Here is a 15,759-nt window from a genome sequence, read left to right as displayed (position 1 = left end):
CAGTCGACCGCTGCATCGTCGAACTCACCGCCCGGTTCGGCCCGTTGGTCACCCTGCGCCGCCGCCTCACCGCGGACGACGCCACTCTGACCGTCGCGCCGGCTGCCGACGACTGCGTCCTGGGCCTGAAACTCACCGGCGACGCACTGGGCGGTGACGAACTCACCTTCGTCAGCACCACCCTCGAACCCGAACCCGAACCCGAACCCGAAGCCGCAGGCTCACGGCTGCGCGTCACGGGCGAACTCGCCACCGGCGACCCGACCGTCCCCTCCGTACCGGCCACCCTGACCCTGCGCGTCGTCGAACGCACCGACGACCTGCTCCTCGTCCTCGGCACCCTCCACGTGCCCTACGGCCCGCTGCGCCGCACCACGGGCTTCACCCTGTCCCGCATCCGCCCCGCAGACCACCTGCGTCTGCTCGTCGCCGCGGAGTTCACATGCCCCGCCTGACCGCCCTGCGCGCCCTCCTGAGCGGCCTGCTCCTGACCGCGGCCGCCCTCGTCCTGCCCGCCGCCACGGCACAAGCGGCCACCACGCACCAAGTCGTCATGTCCGGCTACGCGTTCAGCCCCCGCTCCCTGACCATCACCGCCGGCGACACCGTCACCTGGGTCAACGAGGACCAGGCCCCGCACAACGTGAAGACCACCTCCGGCCCCGCCTCCGTCCAGTCCGCGATGCTGAGCAAGGGCGCCACCTTCAGCCACACGTTCACCACACCGGGTACGTACGGCTACGAGTGCACCGTGCACCCCGGCATGACAGCCATGCTCGTCGTCCAGGCAGCGGCCACCCCCACCGTCCACCCGACCCAGCACCAGCCCGCCGCATCGGCCCCCGCAGCCGCACAACCCGCCACCCCCTCTCCCCGCACCACTGCGGCGGCCGGCCACGCCGACCACACCCACGAGGCCGCCGCCCCCGCGACGACGCACGCCCCGTCCCCCTCCTCCGCGTCCCCGGCGCAGCAGCCCGCCACGGCCACGCAGGACACCGCCTCCAGCACCCGCCCCCTCGATCCGCTGCTCCTGCTCGCCGGTGTGGTCGCGGGCGTCGCGGTGCTGTGCCTGCTGCTCGTCGGCTCCCGCTCCGCGAACTCTTCAGCCATGGCCACAGCGGGTGACGGCAACGCGGACAAGACCTGATCAGCCCGTGCGGCCGCACCCACATCCGCGGGACCCTCCCGCGCGTGCTCAGGTCCAGACTCCCGGATGACACGGAGAAGGACATCAGGTGATCACTCCCGCCCTGCCCCCCTCGCACGACGAGTCGACAACGGCCTGGACACTCGCCGCCCGCGGCGGTGACCCGAGGGCTGTCGAACAGTTTGTTCGCGCTCTGCAGCGCGACGTCAGCCGCTACGTCACCTACCTCGGCGCGGACCCTCAGGCGGCCGAGGATCTGACCCAGGACACGTTCCTGCGTGCGCTGGGCAGCCTGCACCGTTTCGAGGGACGGTCCTCGGCCCGCAGCTGGCTGTTGTCCATCGCACGGCGCGTGGTCGCCGACAGCCTGCGCCAGCGCGCATCACGGCCCCGGCTGTCGGACACCGGCGACTGGCAGCGCGCCGCCGAACGCGCCCAGCCGTCCGGGCTGCCCGGTCTCGACGACGGAGTCGCTCTCACCGATCTGCTGGCCAGCCTCCCCGACGAACGCCGCGAGGCATTCGTCCTCACCCAGCTGCTGGGACTCTCCTACGCCGAGGCGGCGCTGGTGAGCGACTGCCCCGTGGGCACGATCCGCTCACGGGTGGCTCGCGCACGCAACGCCCTGATCTGCCTGCTGCGCAACGCCGAGAGTCCCGAACCGGTGGACGCCGCCGCCTGAACAGCGCGTAAAACCATCGCGGATCTGCATGTTTTCCGTGACCAGTAGCCCTGTCTGCTGGCCGGGATGTGCGGCAAACTCAGGGGACCATGCGCGGTCGACAGGAAGGGGAGGGTGTCAATCCCCTCGATTTACGAGGGGAAAGACAGGCGGGTGCTTCCCTCCGTAGTCGCCTTGCTCGGGTACGGCACTTCGGCGCTTCGGCTGACCGCCCGGCCGCTCGGGGCGCCACCCGACGGGCGGCAATGTGCAGGCTTCCCGGTCCTGATGCAGGTATTCGAGCGCGTCGAGTACGACGGTGCGCCGGTACCAGGAGCGCCAAGCCGCGATCTCGGCCGCCAGGGCGTCGAGGGCATGGACCGGTGCCTCCGTCAGCCATGTACCCGGCTCGGTCCAGTGGGAGGGTCAGCGTCCCGCCGCCCGCTCACCGTGACATTCGCGAGCGTGCGGGCACGGATCGGGGGTACCCGGCGATCGTCGGCCGCCAGCGGCCGGCGTGCACGGGGCCGACGCGTGGGAGGGCAAAGCATGACAGCGACGGTGAAGGCCGAAACGCGCATCGCCGAACTGCCGGAGGTCGCGATGCCCTCACAGGTGGCCCCGAGGGATGCCCGGGAGTTGTCGAGGCTGTTCTTCGACCAGTTGGGGGTGCTCGAAGAAGGCACTTCTCACTACCAGGACGTGCGCAGCACGCTGATCGAGATGAACATGTCCCTCGTCCGTTTCGCCGCGGGCCGATTCCGCAGCCGGGGTCAGGAGGGGATGGAGGACATCGTCCAGGTCGGCATGATCGGTCTGATCAAGGCCATCGACCGATTCGAGATCAGCCGCGAGGTGGAGTTCACCTCCTTCGCCATCCCCTACATCATCGGCGAGATCAAGCGGTTCTTCCGCGACACCACCTGGGCCGTCCACGTCCCCCGCCGACTGCAGGAAGCACGCGTCCACCTGGCCAAGGCCACCGAAGAACTCCGCAGCCGCCTCGGCCGTACCCCCACAGTCAGGGAACTGTCCCAGCTGATGTGCCTGAGCGAGGAGGAGGTCAACGAAGCGAGGCTGGCCTCCAACGGATACACCTCGTCCTCCCTCGACGCCACCATCAACGCCGGCGACGACGGCGAAACCGTCCTGGCCGACCACATCGGCAGCGACGACACCGCCCTCGAACTGGTCGAGGACTTCCACGCCCTGCCCCCGCTCATCGCCGAACTCGATGAACGCGACCGGCTCATCATCCACCTGCGGTTCGTCGAGGAACGCACCCAGGCCCAGATCGGCGAACACCTCGGCGTCTCCCAGATGCATGTCTCGCGCCTGCTCGGCCGCACCCTGGCCCGACTGCGCGCCGGCATGCTCACCACCCACTGACCACGGCCCACAAGCCCGGCGGAACCGCGGAACCTTCGCAGGACGCCGACCCGGCGGCCTCCTCCCCAGACGCGGCGGCGCGTGACGCCGTCGGCGACCCACTCCGCGGAGTACTTCTCACCAACGCCCCGCGGATGCCCACTCCACGCACCTCTCATGGTCGGAGGACCTCATGATCGCGCTCGGACTCATCCTGCTCGTCGTCGGTCTGTTGACCGGCGTCTCCATCCTGTGGACGATCGGCGTCATCCTCCTCGTCGTCGGTGCCGCCCTCTGGATTCTCGGCGGTGTCGGCCACGCGGTCGGCGGACGCAGGCACTACTGGTAGGCCGCCGCCACCGACTTGCCGTCCATGCATCACGCTCGACGGACAGTGCCCCATGACGGCTCTCGGACCGAAGTCCGCCTACGGCCGCCGGGTGGTTCCACACCGGCACCCACCCGGCGGCCGGGTGTCTCCACACGGTGCCCTCCGCGTCTGCCTGGTAGAAGGGCCCGGCGAACGCGGCCAGCCCACCGCCTAGCCGACCAGATGTGCGAGCCAAGGGTTCGAGGTCCTTCAGGTGCCACAGTCTTCGACTGTCCTCGGTGCTGCCGGGGATACCATCGACGCCTCCTGGCCACCGTCGCCCTGCACTAGGCCAGAGCCCGCCAGGGCGCCGAAGCGCCCGCCGCCCGCCTTTATGGCCCTCAACCGGGCGACCCTGGAAGTCTGCAGCGCCGTCGGCTTCCGCTCCTTCGCCGCCGCCGCGACCGGCGGAGCGGTCTCCGTCCTCGGCTGCCCCGGCGCCGTCTTCCTCTCCCCCAGGGGCGGGCCGCCCACAGCATGGTCGCCGCGCCCCCGCACGGCCCCACACCCTGTCCGCCGGCCCCTCCTCCTGCTTTGGGAGTTCGGTACAACACCGGGCCGGTACCGGGCCCAAGCCGCGGCTCGCTCGTTGGCTGCCTGATCGCACATCTCCAGGGTGCTCCTCAGCGACGTGGGGTTCTGTCGGTGCTTGGCGGAAACGGCTCGGGGGATGCCGTATTCGCGGCGGAAGGCCGGCGAGAAGGCGAACTCCGTGGAGTAGCCGATCCGGCGGGCGATGACCGCCGGGGTCGCGTCCGTTTCCCGGAGCAGGCGGGCGTCCTTGGCTCAGGCACCAGACGGCCGGGTAGTTGATCGGGGACTGGCCCACCACCGGGGTGAATCGTTTGGTGAGCGCCGTCCGGGACACCCCGCGGCCTCGCCGAGTCCGCTCACCGTCCACCGAAGCACTGGGTTCTCATGGATCTCACGCAGCACGGAGGCGATAGACGGGTTGTCGTTCCGTGGCCAGCCGGTCGCGCCGTGCTGTTCGTGCCACAGTCGCAGTACGTGGACCAGGATCAGGTGCATCAGGGCGGGCGGGCATCGTCGCCCTCGTGCTCATCCGGCTGTCGGACAGATCCGCGCGGAGGAGGTCGATCAGCACCGCATTTCGGGGTGTTGAATGATCAAGCCAGTTGAGGTAGTCAGTAGGCGGCGGCCGTCAGGCTTGAAGAGCCCGTTCGATGACGGTGATCGCCTCGCTGGGACCGCCCTTGCCCCGGAGCAGGGCTCCCAGACTTCCCGCTCGCTCCGCCGAACCGTCGGCCATGACCTGGGCCGCGGCCGTTGCGATCTCGGCCGGCGATGGCATGCCCGCGAGTAGCCGCCCGCACCCGTGGGCTTCGATGACCTGCATGTTGTACATCGGTTCACTGTCCCGGTCGCCTGGCAGCCCCACGATCGGCACGCCACACATGAGGCTGGCCGCCACTGCGTTCTGCGAGCCCCGCAGCACAGCGACAGAGCAGTCCTGCAAGGCCGCCATGAGGCCCGGTTCATGGGCGATCGCGACGCTGCCCCTGCGCAGGGGCAGCGTCGCACCGTCGATCTCACGTTCGCGGGCGGCGACGAGCACGTCGTATTCGGGCGCAGGGAAGGCTTCACCGAGCACGTTCACCATGCTCGGTACGGACACGGCTCCGGCTCCCAGATAGACGAGGATCTTTTTGTCGGCGCGTTGCGCGGGGATGTCGGGTCGGCGGAGTTCGAGCGGCGGGAAGAGCAGGGGTCCCACGAAGTGGGTATGCGGTACGCCGGTGAGCAGGGGTTCGAGTTCGGGTACGGTCGGTGCGATGTTCGCCAGAGACCGCAGGTGGAGGAGTTCGTCGACCGATGTGCAGTCGTCGATGCCGTACTCCCGGGCCACCCCGACGATGTCGCCGTCGACTTCGTGGAAGGGGGCGTCCGCGCCGAGCGGCCGGCCGGCCAGGCGGGACAGTTCTGTCGTGGCGAGGGTGGCCACGAACGGCACGCCGGCGGCGTGGGCGGCTATGGGTACCGACGGCTGCCACTCGGTCACGATGACATCGGGCCGGTACTGTTCGATGGTCTTCAGTTCGGCCCGGACCGCCTCGCGCAGGTAGTCGGGGCGGCTCAGGCCGCGTATGCCCAGCGCCTCGCTGAACGACGAGGACTGAGGGTCTGTCAGGGGCCTCGGCCGAGTCGGGATGACCGCGTCGTACCGGTCACCGACCGGGAAGTCTTCCAGGAGGGGATACGGCTGCGCGTGGAAGGCCACCGAGTGGCCCCGTAAAGCGGCCGCCTGTGCCAGGGCGAGGCAGCGGGTGATGGCGCCGAGGCCGACGGCTCCGGCGATCGGCTCGAAGAGAATGCGCATTTCAGGCTCCGATCGTGGTTGGTGGGAAGGGATCCGTGCTCTCTGCGGGGATGGCGACGCGGAGTCGTGCGAGGCGCGTCACGTGGTGCGTCACAGCGATGGGTCTGAATGATCCGAGGCCGGGGGCGCATCGTGAGGGAGAGGCCGGGCGGCCCCGGCTTCCCGCTCCTGGGGGACTGCGCGGTGACCGGCCAGCAGGCCGGCCCCCAGCGCGGCGGCGACGGCCTGACAGCCGGCGATTCCCAGCAGCAGAGCGACAGTCCCCGTACCGCTGAGGGCACCGGCCGCGGCGGCGCCGGCTGCTGCGAAGGTGCTCTTGAGTCCGGCGCCCAGGGTGAAGATCTGGGTGCGCACGGCCGTCGGGGCGTACCGTTCGCGGCTGGCGAGCAACGCGCTGAAGAGGGGGCCGGTGCAGAAACCGGCCAGGGCGAACAGCGCCGCCGCGAGGGCGACGTTATGGGTCCACGGCACCGCGGCCAGTGGCACGCCGGTGGCCAGCAGGCCCCAGAGCACCACGCGTTCCGGGTGCTCCTCGCCGATGGGCCGGTAGGCGTAGCTGAGGGAACCGGTCAGGGCTCCGGCGGCGAATGCGGTCATGAGTCCGCCCGTCGCCCAGGACGCGTGGTAGTCGTCGGCCAGCAGTACGGTCACGATGGGCAGTGCTCCCACGCCCATCTGGGCCAGGCTGCTGGCCCAGGTGACAGATCGCAGCGGCCGGTTGTGGACCAACTCGGCGGCCCCGCGCAGCAGTTCGGCGGGCCGCGGGCGGCCCGGTTCAGTCCGTTCTCCGTCCCGGGGGCGCAGCCGCAGTGAGAACAGCAGCAGGCCGCCCGCCATCGCTGCGGCGCCCAGGGCGGTGAGAGCCGCTCCGGCGCCCACCGCGGTGCCCAGGGCCGCGGCGACGGCGGGGCCGCAGATGCCCGCCAGGTTGTATGACACCGCATCCGCGCTGAACGCCCTGGTCAGCCGGTCCTTGCTGAGCAGCTCGCCCAGCAGGCTGGTGAGCCCTCCGGTCAGCAGGGGTGCGAGGCAGCCTACGGCCACGGCCAGGAACAGAACCACGAAGTCGTCGGTCCTGCCCACCAGTGCGGCCAGGGCGGCGAGCCCGGCACCGTAGAGCGTCACCGCACCACCGTGGAAGAGCCGACGGCGGCGCACCGAGTCGGCCAGAGCGCCCGCGAGGGGCGCCGCCGCGACATGCGGGATCATCAGCGCGGCGACCAGCGCGCCGCCGAGGGCCGGGCTGTCGGCACGCTGGCTGGCCAGCATGACGAGTCCGACCCGGGCCCCTTCGTCGGCGCTGCGGGCGAGGACAGCCGCTGTCAGATACACCGGGAGTGCCGACGTGGCGCCGGATCGGGGGGCGGTCTCCGTCGTGTTCGTCACGGGTGCAGGGCATGCTGCTGGTGCCGGTAGAGCACGGTGGGCTCGGTGTCCTCGGTGTGCAGCCACACGACGGTGCCGGCCACCACTGTGTGGTCGAGGAGGGGGACCGCCTCGTTCACGTTGCACACCGCGGAGAGGGTGGCTCCGGTCAGCACGGGTGCTCCACGAGTGAGTGACCACGGGACGTCATGGAAGCGTTCCTGTGGGGAGACGGTGGCAAACCGCTGTGCCAGATGCCGGTCCGGCCACGCCAGGACGTTCACGGCGAATGCTCCCGCCTCCTGGACCGCGTGCAGGGTGCGGCTGCCGGTGGCCAGGGAGACCAGCAGACTCGGCGGGTCGAGCGACAGCGACATGACGGCGTTGGCGGTGCAGCCCGCCGGCCCCTCCGGCTGGGCGGCGGTGACCACGGAGACGCCGGTGGGCAGCAGTGAGATGGCGTCCCGGTAGTCGCCGGACAGCACCGACGCCGAGCGGGGCCTCACGGGCTCGGGAGTTGCAGGGATGCGGCCGGCCATCAGCGGCTCACCCCGGCACGGGGCTGCGGAGCAAGCATCTCGGTGACGGCTCGCCGGTCGATTTTCCCGTTGGTGTTCAACGGCAGCTCCTCTACGGCTGTCACGTCGCGGGGCACCATGTAGGGGGGCAGGTCGACACGGAGCGCCCGCATGAGGTCATCCGGTCGCGCGCCGCCGGTGTACGCCGCTTGGATCACGGTGTCTCCTCCTGGCCGCTCGACGGTGACCGCCACCGTGTCCTGGACGCCGGGCTGTGCGCGCAACGCGCCCTCCACCTCGCCCAGTTCCACTCGGTAGCCGTGCACCTTGACCTGGTGGTCCAGTCGGCCCAGGTGGATCAGGTACCCGTTTTTCTGGGCCACATGGTCACCTGTGCGGTACCAGTGTTCGTCTTCGGGTCGTTCGTCGTCGGCCAGCGCTTGGGCACGGTCGCCTTCGAACGACGCGAAGCGGCCGGTGTTGTCCACGGGGTCCAGATAACCGGGGAAGCGCTGAGGTCCCCGTACGAGAAGCTCACCGTTCGTCGAGGGCCTGCCGGAGTCGTCCACCACCAGATGTTCGAGGCCGGGGTGGACCGTGCCGATCGGCACGGTGCCGTTGGCGGTGGCCGGCCAGGCCCCCTCCCGTGGGCGGACGTACGCGGAGCAGCTGATGGTCAGCTCGGTGGGGCCGTAGAGATTGGCCAGCGTGCTGTCGGGCGCCGCGGCTGCCCATGCCTCCGCCTGCGGCCGGGTGAGTGCCTCTCCGCAGAAGAGACTCCACCGCAGGTCGGGGAGCGAGCCGGACGCCAGGCCACGCATGCGCCGGGCGTAGGACACCACGGACGGCACCGAGAACCAGTGAGTGAGCCGCTTGTCGGCGGCCCAGCGCACGGGGGCCAACAGGTCCCGCGCGGTCGGCACGACCAGGGTGGCGCCACCGGCCCAGGCCGCGACCATGTCGTAGAGCCGCCGCATTCGAGAGACCTACTGCGCGAGGGGGCTCAAGGCCGTCAAGAAGATCACCGACGACGTCGACGAGCTACTGACGTTCTACGACTTCCCGGCCGAACACTGGGTTCACCTGCGCACGACGAATCCCATCGCATCGACCTTCGCGACAGTGCGGCTGAGGACCAAGGTCACAGGCAGCGCGGCCGCCGCGCTTGCCATGGGCTTCGAGTTCGTCGAGTTTGCCCAGGTGCGATGGAGGACGGTCAACGCGCCGGTCAACGCGCCCCACCTCGTGGCCCTCGTCCGCGCCGGAGCCCGCTTCGAATGCGGACACCTCGTCGAACGCCCCAAAGTCCACGCAGCCTGAAAACTGCCTCCCGATCTCCAGAGACCTTGACCACTGATCTTGCATCGTTTGAAGATCAGGCTGTCGCGGAGAGAAACTCAAGAGCCGTCGCAACGTTCGACGACAGGTCGGTCATCGCATCCAACACCAACCGGTGACCGGCCCACGAGGCGAACTCCTCCCGCAGACCTTCCACCATTTCCCACGTCGGCTCAGCGAAGCCCTCGATCGCCCGGGACCGGTTCTCCAACCGCCGACGGTGCACCGCCAGATCCGAACACACCACCTCGATGAACACCACCGGCACTCCATGACGATCCGCCAGGGACCGCCACTGTCCCCGCGCCGCCTCCACGGCGTTGACCGCATCGACAATTACGGTCTGGCCCATGTCGAGCACACCATCGACCACGGCCTCGGCCACGACATACGCCGCCAGGCCCGTGGGCTGGTCACGGGCCACCCCCGCACGCCACATCGCCGCCTCGATCGGGTCCACGGACACGACCGGAGCAGACAGCTTGCGCCCCAGCGTCACGGCGACCGAACTCTTCCCCGTACCGGGCAGCCCCGCCATCGCGATCAACATGACGACACCCTCGCACGCCCGATCAATCCGCCAACCATCAACGCCAGAACGGCACAGCCACCCGCATCCCGAGGCATCAAGTCACGCGACGACATCCACAGGAATTGACAATTGCTCCACCCCGAGGGCCGGCACCCGCACATCCCATCTGCCACCCCTGCGGCCGGCCGGATTGAACTCGTGCGCTGAGCACTCCCCTACACCGTTCTGCGGGAGGCGGCCCAGAGGTCCCTTACTCAGACCGCCCGGCGAAGAAGCCCGCGAGGGAGGACACGAGCGCTTCTGGAGCCTCTTCGGCCATGTGGTGCCCGGAGTCGATGCCGTGGCCGCGTACGTCCGGTGCCCACTGCCGCCAGATCTCCACCGGATCCCCGTACAGTTCCTCCAGGTCGTCCCGGAGCGACCACAGGATCAGTGCCGGGCACTGGATCTGCCTCCCGGCGGCGCGGTCGTCCTCCTCGTGCCGCCGGTCGATGGTGAGGCCGGCGCGGTAGTCCTCCAGCATCGCCCGCACCACGTCGGGGTTTCTCGTGGCCGCGCGCCACTCGTCGTAATTCTCCTGCCCCATGCTCTGGGGATCACCGTGGTACCAGCTGGCCGGATCGGCGTTGATGACCCGCTCGGGAATGTCCGGCTGGGCGAAGAAGAACCAGTGCCACCACTGCGTGGCGAAGTCGACCGTGATGCGGGACAGATGCTCGGTGAGGGGCAGACAGTCGAGCAGCGCCACCCGCGAGACCGCGTCGGGATGATCGAGTGCGAGACGCAGCGCGACACTGCCTCCGCGGTCGTGCCCGGCGAGCGCGAACCGGGCATGGCCGAGGGAGCGCATCACCTCGACCACGTCACCGGCGACGGCGCGCTTGGAGTATCCCGCGTGGTCTGCGGTAGGCACCGGACCGGCGGACCGGCCGTACCCCCGGAGATCGGGACAGACCACGGTGAAACCGCGCCGGACGAGGAGCGCGGCGACGCGATGCCAGGTCGCGGACGTCCGGGGGTGGCCGTGCAGCAGCACCACTGGCGGCCCTTCCCCGCCGTAGCGAAGGAGAATCGACGCTTCATCGACCTGAACCCGCCTGCTCTCAAAGCCCTCGAACAAGGCCCGAACCTCCCGCCCTCGTCGACACACCACCACGGCACTGATCGGCCAAGGACAACCCCGCACTCGCCCCCGAGGACCACCGGGCCGACAAGCTACGCAAGCCGGCCCCCTTTGCCTACGAGTGCTGAACCGACACAGCCTTCCTCATGCCCCCGCGGATCCCGTGGACACAATTCGCCAACGGTGTCGTAACCCGCCGGGAGCTTGGTCCTGAGTCGCGCACGACGTCAGCTACCCGTACCAGAGAGACGAACCCGCAGGCGGGCACGCCTCCTGCGCCGCATGACTGGTCAAGTACGCCGCCGAGCCGGCGTCGAGACGCCCGGCGCGGCGCTTCGCCATCGTGAGCGTGCAGATGGCGTTGATCTGATCGGCCAGATCGTCGTACGCGCGGCGCCGGGTGCCGACACTGGCGCGGTAGGTACGGCGGTAGGCGAGCATGGCATCGTGCTGGGCTTCCGCCTCGGGCTCCGGTATTTCGGCAGCCCGCAGCTTGTGCTTGAGCTTCGTCAACAGTTCGGTGGAACCGCCTCGCCGCCGCCCGCTGGCTCTGCGCACGCTGTCATCGAAGGCCGCGCCGAAGTCGTCCGCGGTGAAGGTTCTCGGTCGCAGTTCAAGGGCGCTGCGGGCGATGTATCGGGAGATCAGCCAGATCATGACCTCCTCGACTTCCTCGTACAGCGGTTTCTCGCCCAGGCACGCTTCCACCAGTGGTACGAGTCGCGCCATGGCCTCCGCCTCGACCTGGTCGATGGTGCGCGCCTCCACCAGAACGTCCAGGCGGTCGACACACCATCCGATGTCCCTGCCGTCCGGCAGTTGCGCCGGGGACGCGTTGCTCGCGATGCGCCACCGCGGGCGACACCGGTTCGCGCTGGTCGGGCGGCCGGCCTCTGTCCCGTTGAAGGGGAAGAGGCCGGCCGGTCCGTCCCGATTACCTCGGCTTGGTCGCCTCGACCAAGAGGTGATAGCCGAAGTGGTTGAAGGGAGGCACTTCGGCGAGGAAGCACTCGGTCTTCCTGACGAAGGCCCTGACCGACTCGTCCCGCAGGACTTCGTCAGCCAGCCAGACAGCGAGGGGCGAGTTGCCGCGCAGCCGGGTGACGGTCATCCCGACGGTGGCGAACAGGGTGGTGAGGTCCCGGGGACTGAAGCTGTACCAGGGGGCGACGTACTCATCTCCGCTGAGGGTATTGGTGAAGAGGAGCTGTTTGCCCGCCACGTCGGTGACATCGACCGAGGCGAAACGGTCACCGGTGAACATCTCCTCGAAGACGGAGTTCTTCACGCCCAGCAGCATCCTGCCGCCGGGACGGAGGACGCGGGCGACCTCACCGAACACCGCCTGCCTGTCCTGAAGGGGGACGTGCATCAGCGCCAGCATGCTGGTGACGGTGTCGAAGGAATCGTCCGGGAAGGGGAGATGAGCCATGTCGCCCTCGCGTAGATCCGCGCTCAGGCCGCGTTCGGCGAGCTTGCTCGAAGCCACGTCCAGCATGGGACGCGAGATGTCAAGTCCGCTGACGTGCGCACCTTTCTCGGCCATGGGGACGGTGAACCGGCCGGTACCGCATCCGATGTCGAGAACCTTCTCACCGGAACGAATGGTCTCCAGGAGAAAGTCCCGCTCCGACTCAGTGAACATGTCGTCGCTGGGACCGCGACCGGGTATCCGCCCGTCGTACTCGTTCGCGACCTGTTGATAGACCGACTTGACCGTTGCCTTCTCCTCCTCGGGCTGCTGATCGGCGTCGCCTAATGCGGCCGACTGCTCATAGGTCGTCATACTGATTCCCTCTTTCGCTGGTGGATTGATACGGAGGCTGCAGGCGCGGCGTTTTTCCCACCGTCGCTTGTCGTGGCGGAGCGCGCGGAGCTGCTGTGGCGTTTCTCAGATCGCCAGGGGGTCGCGAAGCAGGGGGCACGAGAGGCAGTGCGGACCGCCTCTACCGCGGACCAACTCTGCGCTGGGGATGGTAAGGACGCTGATGTCGGCCGCACTGAGCCGGTCATTGGCCATGGTGTTCCGGTCGTAGGCGATAACCGTCCCTGGGCGGAGTGTGAGCACGTTGGCGGCGTCGCTCCACTGCTCGCGTTGCATGGTGGAGTCGTCGTCGCCGGTCTCGATCAGGCGAATACCGCTCAGGCCCAAGGAAGTGGCCAGGGCCGCGAATGGGTCGTCCAGGCTGGCGGCTCGCACCGTGGCATCGGCGTTCAGCCTCAGTGAGAACCAGTGGCACTGGTCGCGGTGCACTCCACTGACCAGGAAGCTTTCCTGATCGACCATCGTCATCAGGGTGTCCAGGTGCATGCACCGACGCTCGTTGGGCAGCAGAACGGCGAATACGTGAGTGGCCAGGCCGGAACTCAGCAGGGACCGGGCTGTCTGCTCGGCAGCGTCAGCCGTGGTCCGTTCGCCGACGCCGATCACCACGCATCCTGCTCCTGCCACGAGAAGGTCTCCTCCTTCCAGGGCGGCAGGCTCAAGGAGTTCCCTTTCCCGGATGCGCTGAGCACCCGCAGCATCGGCTGCGGCGCTCAGCAGTCGGCTTTCGAGTCTGCGGGTTGTGCTGGCCATGGAATTCGCGCTGTACCGATCGCCGATCCAACTGCTGCTGTCACGGACGAACATGGAGTTCACCAGTGGTGGCAGGACGAACCAGTCCGCAGGCCGGCGTTGGGCGCTCAGGGCGCTGCCGATGCTGTCGGGTGAAGACGCTGCCAATTCGCTCAACGTCACTCCGGTGAGGAGGAGCTCGGTTCTCCGTGCCGCGGGGCTGGAGACGAGCAGATCCTCCAATGAGGCGGCAACGGCTTGGCCGAGATGCTGTGGTCGCGCGGCGTCCGAAACGATCTGTCGGCACACATCCGGCGCTGCGAGAGCCGCGGTCAGCACTGACGACAGTTCCACGGTGTCCACGCCGTTCTCCTGGAGCAGCCCGGTGAATCGGTCATGTTCGGTCTGCGCCGCTTCCAGCCAGGGAATCTCGTCGAATAGCAGGTCGGCGTGGTTGCCGGGAAGCAGCCGCCGCAGTTCTTGTGCCGGTCGGTGGGTGAGGACTCTGCGTAAGGTGCCCACCTCGCTGTCGACCCGAGTGTCTCGGAATGCGCGGTGATGTGCGTCAGGGCGTGGGAGGCCGTCACAGCTGGGCCCTGATGTCGTCAGCGGGGAGGGCACGGGACGGAGAGGAGGAGAAGGGGATGCCAAGGAGCGGTTCATGACCGCCTTCTGGAGAGGGTAGGGGCAGCGGGTGAGATCGAGCTGTTCCTGGGTGCGGTTGCTTCCGTGGGCGCGAGGCCGTGGGGTGACGCGCGACGAGAGGCAGCGGAGAGACGCACTGCCGACCGGGCGACGCAGGTGGACCGCACCACGGACTGCCGAACGACTACGGCTGACCTGGCGTAGGCCAGTAGCCGGCGTCTGCTTGAACTCCGACCGTAGGAACGGCTACGTGGAACTGTCAACGACCAGGCTTCGTCCCGGCCTCGTATTGGTCTGCCCACAGACGTGGTGACCTGCAAGCGAGCAGATATCTAGAAAAATGAAGAAGCTCTGTGGGTTTTCCATCGGGTGTCGGGGCGGAATCTCGCGCGTTTGAAACTCTCGTATTGGGAAGGGCCTGTTGTCGATCTTCGAGCCTCAACCCGCGTGAGATCGCAGGGGGTTGACATAGGCGCGGTTCCTCCCCGCACACTGAGATTGCCGCTGGGGCAGCCCAGTTCAGTGCCCCGCCTGCCGTGCGCCTGTCCAGGCGACGCGCGGACTCACCCTCCCGGTGCGGCCCGCCTTTTTCCTAGCCTTATTTTTCTCAGCTCCGAGACGGAGATCCTGTGTCTTCCTGTTTGGTTGTGGGAGAGCCCGAATTACGTGATGGACTTCGAGATCTGCTGGCCCGGCCGGATATACGCGATGAACTTGAACGTGTATGGGCGACGCCTTCTCGCGAGGAATACCCTCATCCTGAGGCGGTGTACAGGGAGCTCGGGGCGCGCGGCTGGCTGGCACCGCACTGGCCACAGGAGTACGGCGGGCTGGGGGCGAGTGCCTACGCCGCTGCGGTGACAGCCGAGGAACTCGCTCTGCACGGCGTTCCGGACAGTGTGCGCGTGAACACGATCGACAACGCCGGAGCCACGATTCTGGCGGCCGGGAGCGAGGAGCAGCGGCGCCGATACTGCCCGGGAATGGCAGCGGGAGAAACCGTCTTCTCCGTGTTGTTCACCGAGCCGCATGCGGGGAGCGACCTGGGTGGTATCACGACATGTGCCGAACCGGCGGGCGACAGTTGGCGCCTGACGGGATCGAAGACCTGGAATGCTCGCACGTCCCGGGCACAGTTCGGTCTCTGCGCGGCGCGCACCCAGGGTCACGGCGACAACGCCTATGCCGCCACCGGCATGTTCATCGTTCCGTTAGACCATCCGCGTGTACTTGTTGAGCCGATTGACACGTTCAACCCGGAGAAGTTCTTTTCCGTCCGATTCGACGACGTTGTTCTCCCTTCCGACGCCCTGGTGGGAAAGCCGGGCCAGGGGTGGTCCCTGCTTGCTGAGGCGCTGGGACTGGAACGGACCGGTATCTGCTTCGCCGGCCGGGCCCGGCGTTGGTTCGACCAGCTCGTCGCCGGCCTCCGCGCGCGTGGGGAGTTGACCGGGGCCGAGGACGAACACGGTCTGGGACGCCTGGATGCCGAGATCCGCTCCAGCCGACTGCTGGCGTGGCGCGCCGTGCAGGGGGTGGACGAAGGCGGTCTGAACGCCTCGGCGGCAGCGGCGGCCAAATGGTGGTCCAGCGAGCTGGCCCAGCGCGTGGCTTGGCTGGCCTGGGAGCTGCTCGGTCCGGCAGCCGACCGGGATGCCCATTTCCCCGACCTGGCTCTGGCTGCTCGGGAGGCCCCAGGTCTGACCTTGGCCGCCGGCACCTCCGAAATTCAGCTGACCACCGTGGCCACCGATCTCCTGGACGGCGGCGACCCGTGGGAGGAGCAGAACTGAC

General features: G+C 68.6%; 15 protein-coding genes and 1 pseudogene. 7 read left to right on the top strand and 9 right to left on the bottom strand.

What is annotated here, in order from left to right; genetic code table 11:
* The 5 genes from ACFWP5_RS26750 to ACFWP5_RS26730 form a co-directional block, all read left to right on the top strand.
* The coding region (locus ACFWP5_RS26750; protein ID WP_384161528.1) for a hypothetical protein at positions 1-455 on the top strand (455 nt) is incomplete at its 5' end.
* The gene (locus ACFWP5_RS26745; RefSeq protein WP_384161525.1) at positions 443-1,150 is read left to right on the top strand and encodes a plastocyanin/azurin family copper-binding protein; all 708 of its coding nucleotides are present in this window, start codon (positions 443-445) and stop codon (positions 1,148-1,150) included. The genes ACFWP5_RS26750 and ACFWP5_RS26745, both read left to right, overlap by 13 nt.
* Before the next feature lie 88 nt (positions 1,151-1,238).
* Positions 1,239-1,832: a sigma-70 family RNA polymerase sigma factor gene (locus ACFWP5_RS26740; RefSeq protein ID WP_384161522.1), complete on the top strand. Its 594-nt coding sequence runs from the start codon at positions 1,239-1,241 to the stop codon at positions 1,830-1,832.
* 528 nt (positions 1,833-2,360) lie between these two features.
* Positions 2,361-3,200 (top strand): RNA polymerase sigma factor SigF, encoded by an 840-nt coding sequence (locus ACFWP5_RS26735; RefSeq protein WP_384161519.1) that lies wholly within the window; start codon positions 2,361-2,363, stop codon positions 3,198-3,200.
* A gap of 172 nt (positions 3,201-3,372) precedes the next feature.
* Positions 3,373-3,528, top strand: a complete 156-nt coding sequence (locus ACFWP5_RS26730) for a DUF6131 family protein (RefSeq protein ID WP_384161516.1) — start codon at positions 3,373-3,375, stop codon at positions 3,526-3,528.
* A 1,183-nt stretch (positions 3,529-4,711) separates the two neighbouring features.
* On the opposite strand, the gene ACFWP5_RS26725 is transcribed toward ACFWP5_RS26730, so the two are convergent.
* From ACFWP5_RS26725 to ACFWP5_RS26710, 4 genes are all read right to left on the bottom strand, one after another.
* Positions 4,712-5,887 (bottom strand): glycosyltransferase, encoded by a 1,176-nt coding sequence (locus ACFWP5_RS26725; RefSeq protein ID WP_384161513.1) that lies wholly within the window; start codon positions 5,885-5,887, stop codon positions 4,712-4,714.
* Between the two features lie 90 nt (positions 5,888-5,977).
* Positions 5,978-7,273 carry an MFS transporter gene (locus ACFWP5_RS26720; protein WP_384161510.1) on the bottom strand — a complete coding sequence of 432 codons (1,296 nt, stop codon included), beginning with the start codon at positions 7,271-7,273 and terminating at the stop codon, positions 5,978-5,980.
* Positions 7,270-7,791, bottom strand: coding sequence for a flavin reductase family protein (locus ACFWP5_RS26715; RefSeq protein WP_384161507.1), 522 nt, complete (start codon positions 7,789-7,791; stop codon positions 7,270-7,272). Before ACFWP5_RS26715 ends, ACFWP5_RS26720 begins: the two co-directional genes overlap by 4 nt.
* A complete protein-coding gene (locus tag ACFWP5_RS26710; RefSeq protein WP_384161504.1) occupies positions 7,791-8,747 on the bottom strand; it encodes an AMP-binding protein in 957 nt (318 codons plus the stop codon). The genes ACFWP5_RS26715 and ACFWP5_RS26710 overlap by 1 nt, the downstream gene beginning before the upstream one ends.
* A gap of 10 nt (positions 8,748-8,757) precedes the next feature.
* Between ACFWP5_RS26710 and ACFWP5_RS26705 the strand changes: the two are divergent.
* Positions 8,758-9,090 (top strand): annotated as a pseudogene (locus tag ACFWP5_RS26705) (transposase); the annotation flags it as partial.
* A 55-nt stretch (positions 9,091-9,145) separates the two neighbouring features.
* Here the strand turns inward: ACFWP5_RS26705 and ACFWP5_RS26700 are convergent.
* The 5 genes from ACFWP5_RS26700 to ACFWP5_RS26680 all read right to left on the bottom strand — a co-directional run bounded on the left by ACFWP5_RS26700 (position 9,146) and on the right by ACFWP5_RS26680 (position 13,842).
* Positions 9,146-9,658 carry an AAA family ATPase gene (locus tag ACFWP5_RS26700; RefSeq protein WP_384161501.1) on the bottom strand — a complete coding sequence of 171 codons (513 nt, stop codon included), beginning with the start codon at positions 9,656-9,658 and terminating at the stop codon, positions 9,146-9,148.
* Positions 9,659-9,890: 232 nt separating this feature from the next.
* On the bottom strand, positions 9,891-10,760 hold the full coding sequence (locus ACFWP5_RS26695; protein ID WP_384161498.1) for an alpha/beta fold hydrolase: 870 nt from the start codon (positions 10,758-10,760) through the stop codon (positions 9,891-9,893).
* A 234-nt stretch (positions 10,761-10,994) separates the two neighbouring features.
* A complete protein-coding gene (locus ACFWP5_RS26690) occupies positions 10,995-11,531 on the bottom strand; it encodes a hypothetical protein (RefSeq protein ID WP_384161495.1) in 537 nt (178 codons plus the stop codon).
* Positions 11,532-11,697: 166 nt separating this feature from the next.
* Entirely contained in the window at positions 11,698-12,549 is an 852-nt protein-coding gene (locus ACFWP5_RS26685) for a class I SAM-dependent methyltransferase (RefSeq protein WP_384161492.1), read from the bottom strand.
* 105 nt (positions 12,550-12,654) lie between these two features.
* Positions 12,655-13,842: an arginine deiminase family protein gene (locus ACFWP5_RS26680; protein WP_384161488.1), complete on the bottom strand. Its 1,188-nt coding sequence runs from the start codon at positions 13,840-13,842 to the stop codon at positions 12,655-12,657.
* Positions 13,843-14,594: 752 nt separating this feature from the next.
* On the opposite strand from ACFWP5_RS26680, the gene ACFWP5_RS26675 reads away from it, so the two are divergent.
* Complete coding sequence (locus ACFWP5_RS26675) at positions 14,595-15,758, top strand: acyl-CoA dehydrogenase family protein (protein WP_384161485.1); 1,164 nt, start codon at positions 14,595-14,597, stop codon at positions 15,756-15,758.
* Position 15,759: the final 1 nt, after the last annotated feature.

Source organism: Streptomyces sp. NPDC058469, assembly GCF_042721125.1.
GTDB lineage: Bacteria > Actinomycetota > Actinomycetes > Streptomycetales > Streptomycetaceae > Streptomyces.
The sequence above is the reverse complement of the archived record's forward strand: the minus strand, read 5'-3'. Positions and strand labels throughout refer to the sequence as shown.